This is a genomic window from Kitasatospora sp. NPDC030952 (assembly GCF_055571335.1).
In genome coordinates this window covers 92,027-108,968 of sequence record NZ_JBVIFM010000027.1, presented here as the reverse complement: position 1 = coordinate 108,968, position 16,942 = coordinate 92,027, and the positions used below count along the sequence as shown (strand labels likewise).

19 protein-coding genes and 1 riboswitch are annotated in these 16,942 nt (G+C 74.6%); of the genes, 15 read left to right on the top strand and 4 right to left on the bottom strand.

Translation table 11 applies throughout. From position 1 onward, the window contains the following. Positions 1 to 134 precede the first annotated feature (134 nt). A complete protein-coding gene (locus ACZ47G_RS33795) occupies positions 135 to 704 on the bottom strand; it encodes a GNAT family N-acetyltransferase (RefSeq protein WP_465749347.1) in 570 nt (189 codons plus the stop codon). Between the two features lie 42 nt (positions 705 to 746). Between ACZ47G_RS33795 and ACZ47G_RS33790 the strand changes: the two genes are divergently transcribed. Continuing rightward, entirely contained in the window at positions 747 to 1,619 is an 873-nt protein-coding gene (locus ACZ47G_RS33790; protein WP_465749345.1) for a hypothetical protein, read from the top strand. Between the two features lie 81 nt (positions 1,620 to 1,700). Here ACZ47G_RS33790 and ACZ47G_RS33785 read toward each other — a convergent pair whose 3' ends face one another. Further along, positions 1,701 to 2,534: a M23 family metallopeptidase gene (locus ACZ47G_RS33785; protein WP_465749343.1), complete on the bottom strand. Its 834-nt coding sequence runs from the start codon at positions 2,532 to 2,534 to the stop codon at positions 1,701 to 1,703. A 12-nt stretch (positions 2,535 to 2,546) separates the two neighbouring features. Then, positions 2,547 to 2,705: riboswitch (cyclic di-AMP (ydaO/yuaA leader) on the bottom strand. Between the two features lie 195 nt (positions 2,706 to 2,900). Here ACZ47G_RS33785 and ACZ47G_RS33780 point away from each other — a divergent pair. From ACZ47G_RS33780 to ACZ47G_RS33730, 11 genes are all read left to right on the top strand, one after another. Further along, positions 2,901 to 3,191, top strand: coding sequence for a YiaA/YiaB family inner membrane protein (locus ACZ47G_RS33780; RefSeq protein ID WP_465749341.1), 291 nt, complete (start codon positions 2,901 to 2,903; stop codon positions 3,189 to 3,191). Positions 3,192 to 3,291: 100 nt separating this feature from the next. After that, complete coding sequence (locus ACZ47G_RS33775; RefSeq protein WP_465749339.1) at positions 3,292 to 4,116, top strand: alpha/beta fold hydrolase; 825 nt, start codon at positions 3,292 to 3,294, stop codon at positions 4,114 to 4,116. Between the two features lie 46 nt (positions 4,117 to 4,162). After that, positions 4,163 to 4,735, top strand: a complete 573-nt coding sequence (locus ACZ47G_RS33770; RefSeq protein WP_465749337.1) for a TetR/AcrR family transcriptional regulator — start codon at positions 4,163 to 4,165, stop codon at positions 4,733 to 4,735. Between the two features lie 275 nt (positions 4,736 to 5,010). Continuing rightward, a complete protein-coding gene (locus ACZ47G_RS33765; protein ID WP_465749335.1) occupies positions 5,011 to 7,146 on the top strand; it encodes a SpoIIE family protein phosphatase in 2,136 nt (711 codons plus the stop codon). Between the two features lie 280 nt (positions 7,147 to 7,426). Next, the gene (locus tag ACZ47G_RS33760; RefSeq protein ID WP_465749371.1) at positions 7,427 to 8,638 is read left to right on the top strand and encodes a sensor histidine kinase; all 1,212 of its coding nucleotides are present in this window, start codon (positions 7,427 to 7,429) and stop codon (positions 8,636 to 8,638) included. 59 nt (positions 8,639 to 8,697) lie between these two features. Next, positions 8,698 to 9,111, top strand: a complete 414-nt coding sequence (locus ACZ47G_RS33755) for a roadblock/LC7 domain-containing protein (protein ID WP_465749333.1) — start codon at positions 8,698 to 8,700, stop codon at positions 9,109 to 9,111. Next, the gene (locus tag ACZ47G_RS33750) at positions 9,108 to 9,473 is read left to right on the top strand and encodes a DUF742 domain-containing protein (RefSeq protein WP_465749331.1); all 366 of its coding nucleotides are present in this window, start codon (positions 9,108 to 9,110) and stop codon (positions 9,471 to 9,473) included. The genes ACZ47G_RS33755 and ACZ47G_RS33750 overlap by 4 nt, the downstream gene beginning before the upstream one ends. After that, positions 9,451 to 10,077, top strand: a complete 627-nt coding sequence (locus ACZ47G_RS33745) for a GTP-binding protein (protein WP_380462380.1) — start codon at positions 9,451 to 9,453, stop codon at positions 10,075 to 10,077. Before ACZ47G_RS33750 ends, ACZ47G_RS33745 begins: the two co-directional genes overlap by 23 nt. Further along, positions 10,074 to 11,600, top strand: coding sequence for a cytochrome P450 (locus ACZ47G_RS33740; protein WP_465749328.1), 1,527 nt, complete (start codon positions 10,074 to 10,076; stop codon positions 11,598 to 11,600). Before ACZ47G_RS33745 ends, ACZ47G_RS33740 begins: the two co-directional genes overlap by 4 nt. Beyond that, positions 11,585 to 12,676 carry a cytochrome P450 family protein gene (locus tag ACZ47G_RS33735; protein ID WP_465749326.1) on the top strand — a complete coding sequence of 364 codons (1,092 nt, stop codon included), beginning with the start codon at positions 11,585 to 11,587 and terminating at the stop codon, positions 12,674 to 12,676. Before ACZ47G_RS33740 ends, ACZ47G_RS33735 begins: the two co-directional genes overlap by 16 nt. Positions 12,677 to 12,755: 79 nt before the next feature. Further along, the gene (locus tag ACZ47G_RS33730) at positions 12,756 to 13,013 is read left to right on the top strand and encodes a hypothetical protein (RefSeq protein WP_465749324.1); all 258 of its coding nucleotides are present in this window, start codon (positions 12,756 to 12,758) and stop codon (positions 13,011 to 13,013) included. A 69-nt stretch (positions 13,014 to 13,082) separates the two neighbouring features. On the opposite strand, the gene ACZ47G_RS33725 is transcribed toward ACZ47G_RS33730, so the two are convergent. Next, positions 13,083 to 13,895, bottom strand: a complete 813-nt coding sequence (locus ACZ47G_RS33725; protein WP_465749322.1) for an isocitrate lyase/PEP mutase family protein — start codon at positions 13,893 to 13,895, stop codon at positions 13,083 to 13,085. A gap of 8 nt (positions 13,896 to 13,903) precedes the next feature. Continuing rightward, positions 13,904 to 14,377: a carboxymuconolactone decarboxylase family protein gene (locus ACZ47G_RS33720; protein WP_465749369.1), complete on the bottom strand. Its 474-nt coding sequence runs from the start codon at positions 14,375 to 14,377 to the stop codon at positions 13,904 to 13,906. A 229-nt stretch (positions 14,378 to 14,606) separates the two neighbouring features. On the opposite strand from ACZ47G_RS33720, the gene ACZ47G_RS33715 reads away from it, so the two are divergent. From ACZ47G_RS33715 to ACZ47G_RS33705, 3 genes are all read left to right on the top strand, one after another. Further along, complete coding sequence (locus ACZ47G_RS33715; protein ID WP_465749320.1) at positions 14,607 to 15,389, top strand: NRDE family protein; 783 nt, start codon at positions 14,607 to 14,609, stop codon at positions 15,387 to 15,389. A gap of 250 nt (positions 15,390 to 15,639) precedes the next feature. Further along, positions 15,640 to 15,834: a hypothetical protein gene (locus ACZ47G_RS33710; protein WP_465749318.1), complete on the top strand. Its 195-nt coding sequence runs from the start codon at positions 15,640 to 15,642 to the stop codon at positions 15,832 to 15,834. 99 nt (positions 15,835 to 15,933) lie between these two features. Then, positions 15,934 to 16,851 carry an undecaprenyl-diphosphate phosphatase gene (locus tag ACZ47G_RS33705; RefSeq protein ID WP_465749316.1) on the top strand — a complete coding sequence of 306 codons (918 nt, stop codon included), beginning with the start codon at positions 15,934 to 15,936 and terminating at the stop codon, positions 16,849 to 16,851. Positions 16,852 to 16,942: the final 91 nt, after the last annotated feature.

Sequence of the window (16,942 nt, the reverse complement as noted above, 5' to 3'; positions counted from 1 at the left end):
GTGTTCAAGTCTGGCCGGGGGGCGGCCCGGCAAACATCCGGAGGACCGGCGGATCGGGGGTGGGGTTAACCCCCGGCCGCTGCCCTCAGCCCCTGCCCTCAGCCCCTGCCCCCTGCCCTCAACCCCCGCCCCCGCTACTGCCGGCCGGGCCACTCGTCGGCGAGCAGCGAGTACTGGTACGAGTCGCACCAGACCCCGCCCTTGAACAGGTCGTGCCGGACCCGCCCCTCCAACTGGAAGCCGAGCCGGGCGAGCACCCTGGCCGAGGCGGTGTTGTCCACGTCGACCCGGGCGGCCAGCCGGTGCAGGCCGAGCCGGCCGAAGGAGAGCTCGCAGAGCAGTCCGGCGATCTCGCCCGCGTAGCCGAGGCCCCACACCGGGCGGCTCAGCACGTAGCCGAGGTAGGCGGAGCGGGACCTGCCGAGGGTGAGGCTGGCGTGGGCGACCGGCACCGCGTCGGCCGGGTCCTCGGCGTCCTCGCGCCGGACGACGGCGAGCCGGTAGGTGTCCCGCTCGTCGGCCATCGCCTCCTCCAGGTAGAGCTCGATCTGGTCGGCGCAGGTCTCCCGGTCACGCGGTTCGAAGGGGAGGTAGCGGGTCACCTCCGGGTCGCCGAACAGCGCGTGCAGCGCGTCCACTTCCGCCGGGGTGTGGTGGTACTCGCGGACGGCGAGCCGGGGGCCGGTGAGACGTACGGGGACCATGGCTGCCGACCCTATCCCCGTCCGGCGGCTACCGTTCGGAACATGAACGACGAAGACCTGCGACTCGCCCCGCGCACCAGGGCCGCCGACCTGCTCGCCTGGGCGGCCGGGCAGGACCGGGCGCCGGTGGCCGAGAGGCCGCTGCGCACGGTGCTGGCGCTGCTGGAGCTGGGCGAGGGCAGGATGCACGACGGCTGGCCCGAACTGACCTCCGACGCGGTGGAACACCTGCTGTACGAACGGCTCCACCTCTACGTCCAACCCGACCCGGAACAGGACCCGTTCGCCTACGGCGAGGCCGTCCGGCTGCTGGTCGACCACCAGCGGGCGGCGAAGCGGCTCAACGCCAAGCGCCAGGAGCGGCTGCACGCCGAGGCCGAGTGGCAGGGCGAGGTCGCCGTCGGGCTGCTGCGCCGCGCCGACCTGGTGACCTGGCCCCGGCTGTACGCGGTGCTGCTGCACGCCCACGGGGTGGACGTCACGGACCCGGCGGCCGTCCGGGACTGGCTGGCCGGCTTCGCCGGGCTGGGCGAGGAGGAGCGGCTCGCCGGGTACGAGGCGCTGACGCCGACCGGCTGGCTGGACGATCCGGACGAGCAGGGCTGGGGGCCGGGCCGGGTGCTGTCGGTCGGCATGGCCACCGACGGCGCGCGGCGGCTGCTGGAGCAGGGCCTGATGCGGCGCAGCTACCGCAACCTGGCCGAGCTGAACGCGCTGGGGCGGCCGATGCCGGACGAACTGGCCGGGGACTTCGAGGACTTCGAGGCGGCCGCGGCCGAGGTGGCGCTCGACCTGCTCGGCGACTGGACGGTGCCCGGGCTGCCGCGGCTGCTGGTGGAGGAGTTCCCCGAGCTCGCGCCGGAGCCGGGACCGGCCGAGATCGACGCGTACCTGGCGCAGCTGCCGCCGGAGTGACGCGTACCCGGCGCAGCTGCCGCCGGAGTGAGGTGCCGCGGAGGCCCCGGACGCGGGTGCGTCCGGGGCCTTCGACGGTGGCTACGGGGTGAGGCCGCGCTGCTGGAGCCAGGTCTCCGGGTCGACCGGGGCGCCGCCGTCGGGGCGGACCTCCAGGTGCAGGTGCGGGCCGGTGACGTTGCCGGTCGCGCCGACCTTGCCGATCTGCTGGCCGGCGGTCACCTTGCCGGAGCCCTTGATGATCGAGGAGAGGTGGCAGTACCAGATCTCGGTGCCGTCGGGCAGGGTCTCGACGATCCGGTAGCCGTACGAGCCGGACCAGCCGGCCGAGGTGATGGTGCCCTGGCCGACCGCGAAGACCGCGGTGCCGGTGTCGGCGGCGAAGTCCAGGCCGGTGTGCAGGTGGGCCCAGTAGCGGGCGCTCTGGCCGTAGTGGGCGGAGAGGTTGTAGTCCTTCACCGGCAGGGTGAGGGCGGCGGCCTTGGCCCGCTCGACCTCGTCGGCGGCGCGCTTGGCCTCCGCCTCCTTGGCGGCGGCCTTGGCCTCGGCCTCCTGGGCGGCCTGCAGCCGGGCGCCCTCCTCGGCGGCGGTGCGCTGGCTGTCGGCCTGCTGCTGGATGCGGGCGGCGAGCGCGAGGCCGGGGTCGGCGGCCAGGGCGACGGGCGACTCGTCCGGGGCCTCGACGGCGGGCGCGGCGGCCGGGGTCGCGGAGGCGAAGCCGGTGGCGCCCAGGGTGGCGGCGACGGCGGTGACGCCGAGCAGCGGGGAGGCTCCGCGGGTCTGACGCGGCATCCGGTGGCGGTTGGCCTCGGCCTCCGGGGCGAACGCCTCCGGGCCGTCCGGGCCGGGGTGGTCGAGGAGCTGGGTACCGGCTGCGGGGCCGGCCGGGTGTGCCGGGGTGTGCGTCGACGCCACGGAGGCGCGCTCCTTTCCTTCCTTCGCGCCTACCGGGTTAGCTGACGGGTTCGGAGCAGGAAGGTCTCCTACGGCCGGGCCGGGGCCCCGCCGATTCACCCCAAGGAACGTGGTTCCCCGGCTCCCTGACCTGCCCGGAGGCCGGCCGGTGGGATTAGGCGACGGCGCACGGTGCCGTCTGGGTACGGCGTTGACGACCGCGCTGCGTTATCAAACGTTAATCCTAGGAGGCCCTGATTCCAAGCCATCCGTCCGGGACGGCTGGGGAACAGGTGATCGGTCGTCAACGAACGGCCCTTCATTCGCCAGGCCCATCTGAGTACTCCTACTCATGTGCGACCGGCCCGCTCGCCGCATCCTGGCGCCATGAACGCACCGATGCAGTCACGGACCACGGCCGCGTACTACGTCCAGGCCGTCCTCTCCTTCACCATCTCCGGCACCGCCCTCGCCGCCGGGATCGCCTACCTGCCCGTCGGCGGCTGGACCCGGGCCTTCCTCGGGATCGGCCTCCTCTACACCGTCACCTCCACCTTCACGCTCGCCAAGGTGATCCGGGACCGGCAGGAGTCCTCGGACACCGTCGCCCGGGTCGACCAGGCCCGGCTGGAGAAGCTGCTCAGCGAGCACGACCCGTTCAGGGTCGAGGGGGTCTGAGCGGATCCGGGAAGGGCCCTTGACGGCTAAGGCTATTAGCCTTAGCTTTATGGCTATCGGAAGCAATCGCCAGCACCGAGCGAGCCAGCGGAGGCCCACCATGACCGGCACCACCACCCCGAGCACCCAGTACCTCGACGTCCCCGGCGGCCGCCTCGCGTACGACGACACCCGGCAGGGCGACGGCACCCCCGTCGTCCTGCTCCCCGGGATGCTCGACTCCCGCCGCGCCTACCGGCACCTGCACCCGCTGCTCACCGCCGCCGGCCAGCGGGTCATCACCATGGACCTGCGCGGCTTCGGCGAGTCCTCCATCGTCTGGGACGACTACGGCCCGGCCGCCGTCGCCACCGACGTCCTCGCCCTGCTCGACCACCTCGGCATCGAACGGGCCGTCCTGGTCGGCCAGTCCTACACCGGCGCGACCGTCGTCAAGGTCGCCGGGGACGCCCCCCAGCGGGTCGCCGGGATCGCCCTGATCGACGCCTTCGTCGAACACCGGACCAACGCCCTCATGCGGAGCGTCATGGTCGCGATGGGCGCCGCCATGGTCCAGTGGCCCGGAGTCTGGGGCTTCTACCTGCGCAAGATGGCCTTCCCCGGCCCCCGCCCCGCCGACCTCGACGGCTACGTGGACGGACTGGTCGCCGCCCTGCGCACCCCCGGCCGCAAGACCGCCACCCGCGGCCACGTCACCGGCGACTCCGCGCCGATCGGCTGGACCGCGGCCGTCCGCTGCCCCGCCCTCGTCCTGATGGGCAGCAAGGACCCCGACTTCCCGAAGCCGGAAGCCGTCGCCGACCTCCAGGCCGAGAAGCTCGGCGCGCGGAAGGTCATGATCGAGGGCTCCGGGCACTACCCGATGGCCGACAACCCCCGGGCCGTCGCCGACGCCCTGCTGCCCTTCCTGGCCGAACTCGCCTGATCCCCCGCCTGCCCCGCCCCCACCGCCGCACGGAGAGCCCGAAGCCATGCCCCGCGTAGGACTGACCCCCGACCAGGTCGTCGACCACGCCCTCGCCCTCATCGACGACCAGGGCGCCGAAGCCCTCACCCTCGCCTCCGTCGCCACCCGCGCCGGAGTCGCCACCCCCTCGCTGTACAAGCACGTCAGCGGCGGCCTCGCCGAACTGCGGCGGCTCGTCGCCGTCCGGGTCACCGAGGAACTCGCCGACCGGCTCGCGGAAGCCGCCGTCGGCCGCAGCGGGGACGACGCGGTCACCGCCGTCCTGCGCGCCTACCAGGACTACGCCACCGAACACCCCCACCGCTACGCCGCCCTCCCCCAGGCCCCCCAGCCCGACGACGACCTCACCCGCGCGGCCACCCGGCTCGTCGGCGTCATCGTCGCCGTCCTCCGCGGGTACGGCCTCGACGGCTCCGAGGTGATCCACGCCGCCCGCACCGTCCGCTCCCTCGCCCACGGCTTCGCCGCCCTCTCCATCGGTGGCGCCTTCCAACTCTCCGAGGACCTCACCACCACCCACGACCGCCTCGTCACCACCCTCACCACCGGCCTCCGCACCTGGCCCCGCTCCCGGTGACCGAGCGGCCCCGGCCGCCTTCCTCCGCGCCGCCGGCGGGAGCGGCGCGCGCTGGGCAGCGGGTTCGGGCGTGCACGGGAAGTCGGGCCCGCCGACTTCCCGTGCAGCGGACCTCCCCTGCAGCGGACGTCCCGTGCAGCGGGCGGGTGGCGCGGGACGTCGCGGACGACCGGCCCCTGGTGCTGGTGCGGCGGCTGGGGCGACGGGCCCGCGCTGAGCCGGACGGGGCCGAAATGGGGTATGAAGATTCAGTGCCCACCCCCGCCCGTAGTCCGATGCGCTGTGTGCGCCTGCTGCTCGGCTGCACCAGTGCCGCCGAGCTGCTCGGCACCGTGCTCGCCGAGGGCCCGGGCTGGATCACCGGTGAGGGCTCCGCGCTCTACCTGCTGGACGCCGCCGGGTCGCTCCGGCTGACCGCCTCGCACGGGCTGCCGGACTGGGCGCTCGAGCGCTACGGCCTGGTCGACCCGGCCGGCGAGCTGCCCGCCGCGATGGCGTTGAAGCTGCGCCGCCCGTACCTGCTCAGCCCGGAGCACACCAGCGTCGACCACCCGAACCGGAACGCCGGCCCGGGCACCGGGATGGTCGCCGTGGTGAGCCTGCCGCTGGTGGTGGACGAGCGGGCGATCGGCGTGCTGGCCCTCGCGCTGGCGCACCGGGGCACCGTCCCGGGGCGCGACCTGGACGTGCTGGAGACGATCGCCGGGGCCTGCGCCCACCGGCTGCACCACCTGCTGGACCACGTGCTGGAGCACACCGCCGCCCCGCCCCCGCGGCCGGCCGGTCCGGGCCCCGCGCCGGCCCGTCCGCTGCTGTCGCTCGCGGTGCGGGCCGCCGGGCACGGCGCCTTCGAGCGGGACCTGGTCACCGGGGAGAGCCACTGGGACGCCGCCGCCTTCGCGCTCACCGGGCGGCCCGTCGACCCGGAGGGGACGGCCCCGCCGCTGGAGCGGATCGTCCACCCGGAGGACCTGCCGGACGTGCAGGCCGCGCTGGCGGAGGCGCTGGCGAGCGGCGGGCGCTACCGGATCGGCTACCGGGTGCTGCGCGCGGGCGGGAAGGTCGCGCGGGTCGAGGAGTCCGGCGAGGTGATGCTGGACGTGCACGGCCGCCCGGTGCGGATGGCCGGGCTGCTGGCCGACGTGGACCACCGCCCGGCCCGGGACACCGGGCCGCCGAACGACCCGGCCGGGGCCCGGACGGCGCTGCTGCTGTCGCTCACCCGGGCGCTGTCCCGCGCGGTGACCGTACGGGACGTCACCACCGCCGTCACCGACGTCGCCCGCCCGGCCTTCGGCGCCGCCGGCATCGTGCTCGACCTGGTGGACGAGGGCCGGCTGCTGCCGGTCTCGCACACCGTGTACGGCGGTCCGCGCCGGGCCGAGCTGACCAGGTTGGCGGACCTCTCCGAGCCGGTGATGCAGCACTCGCCGGCCCGCTCCGCCCCGCTGTTCAGCCAGCCCGGCGGCACGCCGCGCGGCTCGGACGCCCCGGCCGCCTGGGCGGTGCTGCCGCTGGTGGCCTCCGGCCGGCAGGTCGGCTCCTGCCTGATCACCTTCGCCGCCGAGCGCGCCTTCAGCCGCGAGGACCGCACCCTGTACTCGGCCTTCGCCGGCATCCTGGCGCAGTCCCTGGAGCGGGCCCGGCTGTACGACATCCACCACCACCGGGCCGGCGAGCTGCAGCGCGCGATGCTGCCGCGCTCCCTGCCCCGGCTGCCCGGGATCGCCAGCGCCGCCCGCTACCTGCCGAGCACCGAGGGCATGCAGATCGGCGGTGACTGGTACGACCTGCTGAGGCTGCCGGACGGCCGGATCGGGCTGGTGATCGGCGACGTGCAGGGCCACAACGCCGAGGCGACCGCCGTGATGGGCCAGTTGCGCAGCGGCCTGCGGGCGTACGCCACGGACGGGCACGACCCGGCCGCCACCCTGGCCCGGACCAGCCGGCTGCTGGCCGAGCTGGACACCGAGCTGTTCGCGACCTGCCTCTACCTGACCCTGGACCCGGCCGACGGCCGGCTGACCGCGGCCCGGGCCGGGCACCCGGCGCCGGTGCGGATCACCGCCGACGCCGCCGCCGTGGAGCTGGAGCTGCCGGGCGGCCCGCCGCTGGGGGTGGACCCGGGGCAGCCCTACCCGCTGGTGGTCGACCGGCTGGCGGGCGGCGAGACGCTGCTGGCGTACACCGACGGGCTGGTGGAGGACCGCGAGGAGGACTACGACGAGTCGGTGCAGCGGATGCTCGGCGGGCTGGAGCTGTGGGCCCGGCAGACCGGTCCGGGGCGGATCGGGCCGGCGTCGGCGCTGGAGCGGCTGGCCGATCTGCTCACCCTGAACGTGACGGAGCGCAGGCACCGGCCGGACGACGTGGCGCTGCTGCTCCTGCACCGGGTGGCGTCCGTTCCGTAGCGCCCGCGGAATGGTTCACCTGCACCGAATGTCGCACGTTCAACAACATGGTGCACACAAGCCCCACACATTCCGGGATGCGAACCGGCCACCACCCGTCACACCGAAGGGGGCCGGAAGCCCCTGGACGAACGACCGGATACCTCGTCAGCAACCCGGGATCGCGTCCGAACGACGGGGGAATGACGGCGTATTGACTCGATATTGACGAGATCCGGTCACTTGGCGGGATCCGTTCACACCTTCGTAGGATCATCGCCCTAGAATTCGCCGCGTGACGATGACTCAGTGGTGCGCAACGGCTACCGGCGTGCTCGCCGTCCTCGCCCTCGTGGCAGCCGCGCGGTACCGCGCCGTGTCCGTCACCCAGCGCGGCCGGGCCGACCGGCTGGACGGCGAACTCGCCCGGCTCCAGGAGCGGCTGACCACCGAACTCTCCCACCGGGGCGCCGACCTGGCCGCCGTCCAGCAGGAGCAGGAGCACACCGCCTCCACCCAGCGGGCCTTCCTCAGCGTCGCCCGCCGGATCCTCGTCATGGCCCACGACCAGCAGGCCCTGCTCGACGAGATGGAACGCACCCACGACGACCCGGCGCTGCTGGAGGGCCTGCTCAAGGCCGACCACGCCGCCGCCCAACAGGCCCGGCTGGCCCAGACCCTGGCCGTGCTGTGCGGCGCCCGGGCCGGCCGGCACTGGCCGGAACCGGTCTCGCTGGAGGACGTGGTGCGCGGCGCCCAGTCGCGCATCCTGCCGTTCCAGCGGGTGGTCGTGCGCAGCCGGATCGAGACCGCGGTGGTCGGCGCCGCCGCCGAGGCGCTGATCCACGCCATCGCCGAGCTGCTGGACAACGCCACCCGCTACTCCCCGCCCAGCACCCAGGTGTTCGTCACCCTGATGCCGGTGCACAACGGCGCCGTCATCGAGATCGACGACGGCGGGGTCGGCATGCCGGAACAGGCCGTCGCCAAGGCCGCCGACGCGCTCGCCGGGGGCAGCAGCCTGGAGGTCTCCCGGCTCGGCGAGCTGCCGCAGCTGGGCCTGGCCGCGGTCGGCCGGCTCGCCGAGAGCTACGGCTTCCGGGTCACCCTCAGCTCGGCGCCCTCGCCGTACGGCGGGGTACGGGTCGTGGTGCTGCTGCCGAACGCCCTGCTCACCGAGCCGCTGCCGCCCACCGTCCCCGGACTCGGGCCGGACGACCGGGCGTTCAGCCCCGGCCCGAGACCGGCCGCCGGCTTCGACCGGCCCGCCGCCGGCCACCCCCTGGTGGACACCCCGCCCGGGCCCCCCGCCGCCGACACCCCGCCGCCGCTGCCCCGCCGGAGCCACCGGCGCGACCGCGCGAACCGCCCCGCCCAGCACGCCGCTCCCCCGCCGCCCGAGCCGCCGTACCGCTCGGCCCGGGACGCCCAGGCGTTCATGGCGATGTTCCAGGCCGGGACCGCCAGCGGCCGCTCCGCCGCCCGCGGCCAGCACCCGCCCGGCCCCCACTGACCTTCCCGCTCCCCGTCTCCCCCGTCTCCCCCGACTTCCCCAGCGCTCCGGAGAGTTCCATGACCACGACCCCCGATCTCGGCTGGCTGCTCGCCGACATCATCGCCGTCCCCCACGTCCAGCACGCCGTCGTCGTCTCCAACGACGGCCTGGAGATCGGCCGCAGCGCCGACATCGCCCGGGAGGACGCCGAACGGCTCGCCGCCGCCTGCTCCGGACTGCAGTCGCTGGCCCGCGGCGTCGCGTCCGGCTTCGGCGGCCCCGGCAGCGCCACCCGCCAGATCATCATCGAGTACGGCGGCGGCTACCTGTTCATCGTCGCCGCCGGGGCCGGCGCCCACCTGGCCGTGGTGACCAGCGAGGCGGTCGACGCGGGACTGGTCGCCTACCAGATGCAGGTCCTGGTCGAGCGGATCGGCACCCACCTCACCAGCCCGCCGCGTGTCGACCACGCGGCGGGGGGCCACCGGTGAACGGGCCGGTCCGGCCCTACGTCATCACCGGCGGACGCAGCCGCCCCACCCGCACCGACCTCGCCGTCGAGAGCCTGGTCAGCGCCCTGCCCGGACCATTAGGGCTGGCCGAACCCCCGGCACTGCCCGAGCACGTCCTGCTCAACCGGGAGCACCGGCGCATCCTCGGGCTCTGCCACAGCCTGCTGTCCGTCGCCGAGGTGGCGGCCCACCTGGGGCTGCCGCTCGGCGTCGTCAAGGTGCTGGTCGGCGATCTCTGGGACCTCGGCGCCGTGCAGGTGCTCCCGCCCGTCCCGCAGGCCGAACGCCTGCCCACAACCCTTCTGGAAGAGGTGCTCGTTGGCCTCCGCCAACTCCGCTGAAGCCCCCGCCGCCCGGCCGACCGGACCGCAGTACCTGCCGTCCTCGGTGCAGGGCGCGGTCAAGATCCTGGTCACCGGCCCGTTCGGGGTCGGCAAGACCACCCTGGTCGGCTCGCTCAGCGAGATCACCCCGCTGCGCACCGAGGAGACCATGACCGCCGCCAGCAGCGGCGTGGACGACCTCACCGGGCACAGCGGCAAGACCACCACCACGGTCGCGCTGGACTTCGGCCGGATCACGCTCAACTCCCGGCTGGCGCTCTACCTGTTCGGCACGCCCGGGCAGCAGCGGTTCTGGCCGCTCTGGGACGACCTGTCGCGCGGCGCGCTCGGCGCCATCGCGATGGTCGACCTGCGCCGGCCGGACGAGAGCTTCGACGTGCTCGGCCGCCTGGAGGAGCAGCGCATCCCGTTCGCGGTCGCCGTCAACACCTTCCCGGACACGCCGAGTTACCCGGAGGAGGAGCTGCGCTCGGCGCTGGACCTGCTGCCGGACGTGCCGATCCTCCACTGCGACGCCCGGGACCGGCGGCAGTCCTACGACCTGCTGATCGACTTCGTCGACCACCTGCACCGCAGCTCGCTCCTGGAGCTCCAGCCGTGACCGCGCCCGAACCGCCCCGGGGGTCCGGCTGCCCGGTCGCGCACGGCGCCCCGACCGGCCCCTCGCGCGGCCCCTCGCACGGACCCTCGCACGGCCCCTCGTACGGTCCCCCGCACGGCAGCGGACTGCCCGTCGGCGTCCCGCTCACCCCGCTGTACGGGCAGGCCGTCGCCGACGACCCGCACGGCCTGTACGCCCGGCTGCGCGAGCGCTACGGGCCGGTCGCGCCGATCGAGCTGGAACCCGGGGTGGAGGCCTGGCTCGTCCTCGGCTACGCCGAACTGCTCGAACTCACCCGCAACGAGGCCCTGTTCTCCAAGGACTCGCGGCACTGGAGGGTCCCCGCCGAGGGCCGGCTCGCCCCCGACTCCCGGCTGCAGCCGATGACCGCCTGGCGGCCCACCCTGCTCAACCTGGACGGCGCCGAGCACCAGCGGCTGCGCGCCGCCGTCTCGGACACCCTGGCCCAGATCGACCACCGGCAACTGCGCGAGACCACGGAGGCCGCCGCCGACGGCCTGATCGACAGCTGGGGCCCGGACGGCACCGCCGACCTGATCGGCCAGTACGCCCGGGCGCTGCCGCTGCTGGTCTCCACCCAACTGGTCGGCCTGCCCACCGGCAGCGGGCCGCGGATGATCGACCTGATCAGCCACTTCGTCGACAGCGGGCCCGAATCGGTGCGCGCCGCCGGGGAGTTCCAGAGCACCCTGGCCGAACTCGTCCGGCACCGGCGCACCGCGCCCGGCGCCGACCTCACCTCCTGGCTGCTCGCCCACCCGGCCGCGCTGACCGACGAGGAGGCGGTGCACCACCTGGTCGTGATGATGGTCGCGGGCAACGAGACCTGCATCAACTGGATCGGCAACACCCTGCGGCTGCTGCTCACCGACCGGCGCTTCCGGGCCACCCTGACCGGCGGGCGGCTCACCGTCTCCGACGCGCTGGAGGAGGTGCTCTGGCGCGACCCGCCGACCCAGAACTTCCCCGGCCGCTGGGCCACCGGCGACACCGTGCTCGGCGGCCAGTACGTCAGCGCCGGCGACATGCTGGTGCTCGGCCTGGCCGCGGCCAACGCCGACCCGGCCGCCCAGGGCGCCGCCTCCGCCGCCCAGGGCTCGCTCGGTGGCAACCGGGCCCATCTCGCCTGGGGCGCGGGCAGGCACGTCTGCCCGGCCCAGCACCCGGCCCGGATCATCGTCGAGACCGCGATCGAGACCCTGCTGCACCGACTGCCGGACCTCCAACTGGCCGTACCACCCAGCGAGTTGACCTGGCGGCCGTCCCCCTGGTCGCGGGCCCTGGTCGCCCTGCCGGTGCTGTACAGCGCCTTCACCCCGCCCCGCCCGCCAGCCCCCGAGAGGCCCGCATGGACACCGCCGACGACTCCCGCGGCTCCCGCCCCGAGCCCGTCCGGCTCGACCCCTTCGGACGCGACCAGCACGGAGAGAACGCCCGCCTCCGGGCCGCCGGACCGGCCGTCCTGGTGGAACTCCCTGGTGGGGTGGTGGTCTGGGCGGTAACCCACCACGACACCCTCCAGGCGCTGCTGGCCGACCCCCGGGTCGGAAAGAACCCCCAGCTGTGGACGACCTTCCGGGAGGGCCGGCTGCCGTACGGCTGGCCGCTGCTCAACTTCGTCGTGGTGCCCGGCATGATCACCGCCGACGGCGAGGACCACAAGCGGCTGCGCGGGCTGGTCAGCCAGGCCTTCACCCCGCGCCGAATAGCCGCGCTGGCCCCCGCGATCGAGTCCCGGGCCGTCGCCCTGCTGGACCGGGTCGAGGAGTTGGCGGGCGAGTTCGACCTGCGCGAGCACTTCGCCTACCCGCTGCCGATGCAGGTGATCGGCGAGCTGCTCGGCCTCGCCGCGGCGCAGCAGGACGCCCTGCACGCCCTGTCCGACACCATGGTCTCCAGCTCCGCCACCCCGGACGCGGCCCTCGCCGCCCAGCGCGACCTCAACGCGCTGCTCGCCTCGGTGGTCGCCGCCAAGCGGGCCGAACCCGGCGACGACCTGACCACCGACCTGATCGCCGCCCGCGAGGCCGGCGACGGGCTCAGCGAGGCCGAACTCGTCGGCACCCTGCTGCTGATGCTGGTCGCCGGGCACGAGACCACGCTCAACCTGATCACCAACGCCGTCCGGGCCCTGCTCGCCCACCCCGACCAGCTGCGGCTGGTGCTGGACGGCGCCCTGCCGTGGTCGGCGGTGGTGGAGGAGACCCTGCGCTACGACTCGCCGGTCGGCCAGTTCCCGCTGCGCTACGCGAGCGAGGACATCGAGGTCGGCGAGGTGGTCATCCGGCGCGGCGAGGCGCTGCTCGCCTCCTACGCCGCGGCCGGCCGGGACGCCGGGCACTACCCGGACGCCGACCGCTTCGACCTCACCCGGCAGCCCGCCCGGCACCTGTCGCTCGGCCACGGCCCGCACTTCTGCCTCGGCTCGGGGCTCGCCCGGTTGGAGGCCGAGACGGCGCTGCGGCACCTGTTCGGCCGGTTCCCCGGGCTGGCCCTGGCGGAGGGCGAACGGCCGGAGCCGATCGGCTCGTTCGTGAGCAACAGCGTGCGGACCCTGCGGGTGCGGACCCGGAAGTGACGTGACGCCACCGGGCCGTTCGAGGGTGACGGTCGGCGTCCCCCGGTTACCTGAGGGCGGCCCGGTCGTTCGGCAGGGCATGAAGAAACTCGCCACCCTGGCCGCCCTCACCATGGCGGGCCTCGCCCTCGCCGTCCCGGCGGCCTCCGCCACCAGCCAGACCGCCAGCTCGCCGGACGCCACCGGCGGCCTCACCGACGGTCTCAACCTCTCTCCCGCCGACCTCGCCCTGCAGACCGCGGGCAAGCTCCCGGTGGTCGGGCACACCGCCGACGAGGTGGAGGCCATCGGCACCAACCAGATGAGCCACCCGGGGATCAGCGGGCAGATCGGCTGACCGACCCCCGTCCGGCCAGCCGATCCGCCCGGGGACGGGCCCGTCCGGGCCCGTCCCCGTCCCGTACCCTCAGCCCTGGAAGAGGCCGTTGAGCTCCGGGTAGGTCAGCCCGCCGTCCAGGGAGGTGTACGTGCCGCTCGCGTACACCTCCTCGGCCGCACGGCGGACCGCCGCATAGGCCACCCTGGCCAGGCCCGGGCCCAGGCTGATCCGGGCCACGCCGAGCTTCGCCAGTTCGGCCACCGACGGGGAGCCGGGGCCGGCCAGCAGGTTCAGCGGGGCCGGGACGGCCTCGACCAGCGCGGCCACGGTCTCCGGGTCGGCGACGCCGGGGACGAACACGCCGTCCGCGCCCGCCTCGACGTACGCCCGCAGCCGACGGACCGCCTCGTCCAGCCGGCCCTCGGGCTCGCCCAGGGCGTGCAGGAAGACATCGGTGCGGCCGTTGACGAAGAGCGGCACGCCCGCCGCGTCCGCCGCCGCCCGGGCCGCCGCGATCCGCTCGGCGGCCTGCTCGGGGGTGTGGTCGGCGTCCTCCAGGTTCACCCCGACGGCGCCGGTGGCGAGCAGCGCGGTGACGGTCTCGCCGACCCCGGCCGGGGTGTCCGCGTAGCCGCTCTCCAGGTCCGCGGTGACCGGCAGGTCGACCGAGCGGACCACCTCGGCGGTCCGGGCCAGCACCTGGTCACGGTCGGCGCCGCCGCCGTCCGGGCTGCCGAGCGACCAGGAGACGCTGGCGCTGGCCGTCGCCACCGCCCGCGCCCCGGCGCCGGCCACCAGCCGGGCGCTCGCCGCGTCCCACACGTTGGCCAGCACCAGCGGCTCGCCCGGGCGGTGCAGCTCCCGGAGCAGCCGGGCCTTCTCCCGCTGACTGGTCACCATGGGCCCGCTCACTTCGCGGCCGGGCTCATGCGGGTGGACACGCCGATCCGGTTCCAGGCGTTGATGGTGGTGATCAGCGCGATCAGCTGGGCCAGCTCGGCCGGCTCGAACTGCGCGGCGGCCTCGTCGTACACGGCGTCCGGCACGTGGCCCTGGGTCAGCAGGGTGATCGACTCGGTGAGGGCGAGGGCGGCGCGCTCACGGGCGGTGAACCAGGGGGTCTCGCGCCAGGCCGGGAGGGAGAGCAGGCGGTGGTCCTGCTCGCCGTTCTTGCGGGCGTCGGTGGCGTGCATGTCGATGCAGAAGGCGCAGCCGTTGATCATCGAGGCGTGCACCTTGACCAGCTCGGCGAGGGTCGGGTCCAGACCCTCCCGAGAGGCCCGGTCCACGGCGATCATGGCCTGGTAGAAGGCGGGGGCGAGCTTCGGCATCGGGAGGCGCTGCTCGGGGGCGGGCACGTGGGGCGCGGTCTCGTTCGTCATGGTCTCGTCCTGGGTCGCGTTCATCGGCTCGGCGGTCGGCTCGGCGGTCGTCACGGCCGTCGGCTCAGCCGTCGGCTCGGCGGTCGTCACGGGAGCCAGCCTAGAAGCCCACTGGCCCCCGGCACTGGTGCATTCGGCACCTGCTTCCTTGGGCCACTTCCGGTCCGCGAACAGGCGTGCGAGGATCGCTGGTGGATCTTCGGGACGACCAGGTCAGGGGGACGGGACCGTGTGCACGGCGTTCATCAGCATCGAACCCGACGCGGCGGTACCGGTGCTGCTGCTGTCCGTCCGGGACGAGTACCTCGGCCGCGCCTGGCAGCCCCCGGGCCACCACTGGCCGCAGCGGCCCGGACTCGTCGGCGGACTGGACCTCGCGGCCGGCGGCACCTGGCTGGCCGTCGACCCCGACCGGCGCACCGCCGCCTGCCTGCTCAACGGCTTCGGCCCGCTCGCCCCCGCCGCCAGCCGGCTCAGCCGCGGCGAACTGCCGCTCACCGCCGCGCGCGAGGGCGGGATCGGACACCTCGACCTCGCCCCGTACGACCCCTTCCACCTCGTCCAGGTCCACCCGGACGGCGCCGAGGTCACCAGCTGGGGCGGCGACGGACGGCCGACCGAGCACCAACTGCCCACCGGGCTCAGCGTGGTGGTCAACGACGGCCTGGAGGGGACGGCCGCCAACCGTACCGCCTCCGAGCGGATCCGCTCCCTGATGGCCGCCCGCGCCGACCACTTCCGGGCCCGCCTGCTGGCCGAGCCCCGGCCCGAACCGACCGCCGACGGGACGGCCGAAGCGGCCTGGGGCAGCTGGCTGCCGGTCGTCACCGGCGACGGACTGGCCCTGGACGACGACGCCGCGCTGATCCAGCGCCGGGACTTCGGCGACGGACGGATCTGGGGCTCCTCCTCGATCTCGCTGCTGGCGCTCGGCCCGGAACTGCTGCGCTACGACTTCGCGACGGCGCCGGTGCCGGCCGACGGGTCGGGCTGGCGGCGGGTGGACGTCTGAGCCGACCGGGCGCCCGTCCGGGTCGTACGTCCGCTCAAGACGGACGTACGACCGATACGGACGTCCGTCCAAGTCGGACGCCTGAGACGGAAGCCTGAGATGCAAGTCTGAGACGGACGTACGAGCCAGACGGACGTACGCCTGAGACGGACGTCCGAACCGGCCCCTCCCGAAAAGGACTTGAACCTGACGCTGCGGCAGGCCGCATCGTGGGCGGGTGTCGACCCCCTGCCCCGATGGAGGCCTCCCGATGGACCGTCGGCCGCGGCTGTACGCCGCACTGACCGTCGCCCTGCTGCTCGGCGGCACCCCGCTCGCGGCGACCGCCGGGGTGCTGCTCGGCCAGGCCGTCCAGCAGGCGGTGCCCGCCGGACTGCCGGGCGCCGTCGCCGAGTTGCTGGTCCACCGGCTCGGAGCCGGTGACACCCGGACATACGCTCGATGAACTTCTGGCGGCGGGGCTGCCGGGCGTCTACATGCCCGTAGTAGCTTCGCGGAGGCCACCGGAACCCACCGGCCGCAGACCCCAGAGCGAAGGTGCGCGATGTCCACCCTGACCTACCCGGAAGCGATAGGCGTCGGCCTGCTGCAGGGTGTGACGGAACTCTTCCCGGTGTCCAGCCTGGGCCACAGCATCCTGGTCCCGGCCGTGATCGGCGGGAAGATCCAGCAGGACCTCGACATGACCGCCGACGGCTCCTCCTACCTCGCCGCCCTGGTCGCCCTGCACCTGGCCACCGCGCTGGCCCTGGTGGTGTTCTTCTGGCGGGACTGGGTCCGGGTGGTCAGCGGACTGGTCGGCTCGATCCGGCACCGCCGGGTGCAGACCCGGGACGAGAAGCTCGCCTGGCTGCTCATCATCTCCACCATCCCGGTCGGCGTGGCCGGCCTCGTCCTGGAGAAGGCCCTGCGGCACGCGCTCGGCAAGCCGCTGCCGGCCGCCGTCTTCCTCGCGCTCAACGGGCTGGTGCTGCTCGGCGCGGAACGGCTCAAGCGCGGCGGCAGCGGCCGCCGCCGGGCCGGACACGCCGCCCCCGCCGACGAGCCCGGGCTGGACCCGGCGGCCGCCTCCGACGTCCGGCTGACCAGGCTCAGCTTCGTCCAGGGCGCCTGGATCGGCTCCGCCCAGATCCTCGCGCTGTTCCCGGGCATCAGCCGCTCCGGCGTCACCATGAGCGCCGGCATCCTGCGCGGACTCCACCACGAGGACGCCGCCCGGTTCTCCTTCCTGCTCGCCACCCCGGTCATCCTGGCCGCCTCGGCGCTGAAGGTCCCCGAGCTGTTCAAGCCGGAGAACTCCGCCGTGCTCGGCCCGGTGGCGGCCGGCAGCGTCGCCGCCTTCGTGGCCGGCTACATCTCGGTGCGCTTCCTCACCAAGTACTTCGAGACCCGCAGTCTGACGCCGTTCGCGGTGTACTGCTTCCTGGCCGGCGTCGGCAGCGCGATCTACCTGTCGGTCTGACCCCTCCCGAACCCGCCACGGGCCGTCCGGCAGCTCGCCGGACGGCCCGTCCGCGTTCCGTAGCGCGTCGTTCCCGTGCCCCGCAGTTCCC

Coding starts and splice junctions, on each gene's coding strand:
- ACZ47G_RS33795 (WP_465749347.1), bottom strand. CDS start 704: ATGGTCCCCGTACGTCTCACCGGCCCCCGGCTCGCCGTCCGCGAGTAC.
- ACZ47G_RS33790 (WP_465749345.1), top strand. CDS start 747: ATGAACGACGAAGACCTGCGACTCGCCCCGCGCACCAGGGCCGCCGAC.
- ACZ47G_RS33780 (WP_465749341.1), top strand. CDS start 2,901: ATGAACGCACCGATGCAGTCACGGACCACGGCCGCGTACTACGTCCAG.
- ACZ47G_RS33775 (WP_465749339.1), top strand. CDS start 3,292: ATGACCGGCACCACCACCCCGAGCACCCAGTACCTCGACGTCCCCGGC.
- ACZ47G_RS33770 (WP_465749337.1), top strand. CDS start 4,163: ATGCCCCGCGTAGGACTGACCCCCGACCAGGTCGTCGACCACGCCCTC.
- ACZ47G_RS33765 (WP_465749335.1), top strand. CDS start 5,011: ATGCGCTGTGTGCGCCTGCTGCTCGGCTGCACCAGTGCCGCCGAGCTG.
- ACZ47G_RS33760 (WP_465749371.1), top strand. CDS start 7,427: ATGACTCAGTGGTGCGCAACGGCTACCGGCGTGCTCGCCGTCCTCGCC.
- ACZ47G_RS33755 (WP_465749333.1), top strand. CDS start 8,698: ATGACCACGACCCCCGATCTCGGCTGGCTGCTCGCCGACATCATCGCC.
- ACZ47G_RS33730 (WP_465749324.1), top strand. CDS start 12,756: ATGAAGAAACTCGCCACCCTGGCCGCCCTCACCATGGCGGGCCTCGCC.
- ACZ47G_RS33725 (WP_465749322.1), bottom strand. CDS start 13,895: ATGGTGACCAGTCAGCGGGAGAAGGCCCGGCTGCTCCGGGAGCTGCAC.
- ACZ47G_RS33720 (WP_465749369.1), bottom strand. CDS start 14,377: ATGACGAACGAGACCGCGCCCCACGTGCCCGCCCCCGAGCAGCGCCTC.
- ACZ47G_RS33710 (WP_465749318.1), top strand. CDS start 15,640: ATGGACCGTCGGCCGCGGCTGTACGCCGCACTGACCGTCGCCCTGCTG.
- ACZ47G_RS33705 (WP_465749316.1), top strand. CDS start 15,934: ATGTCCACCCTGACCTACCCGGAAGCGATAGGCGTCGGCCTGCTGCAG.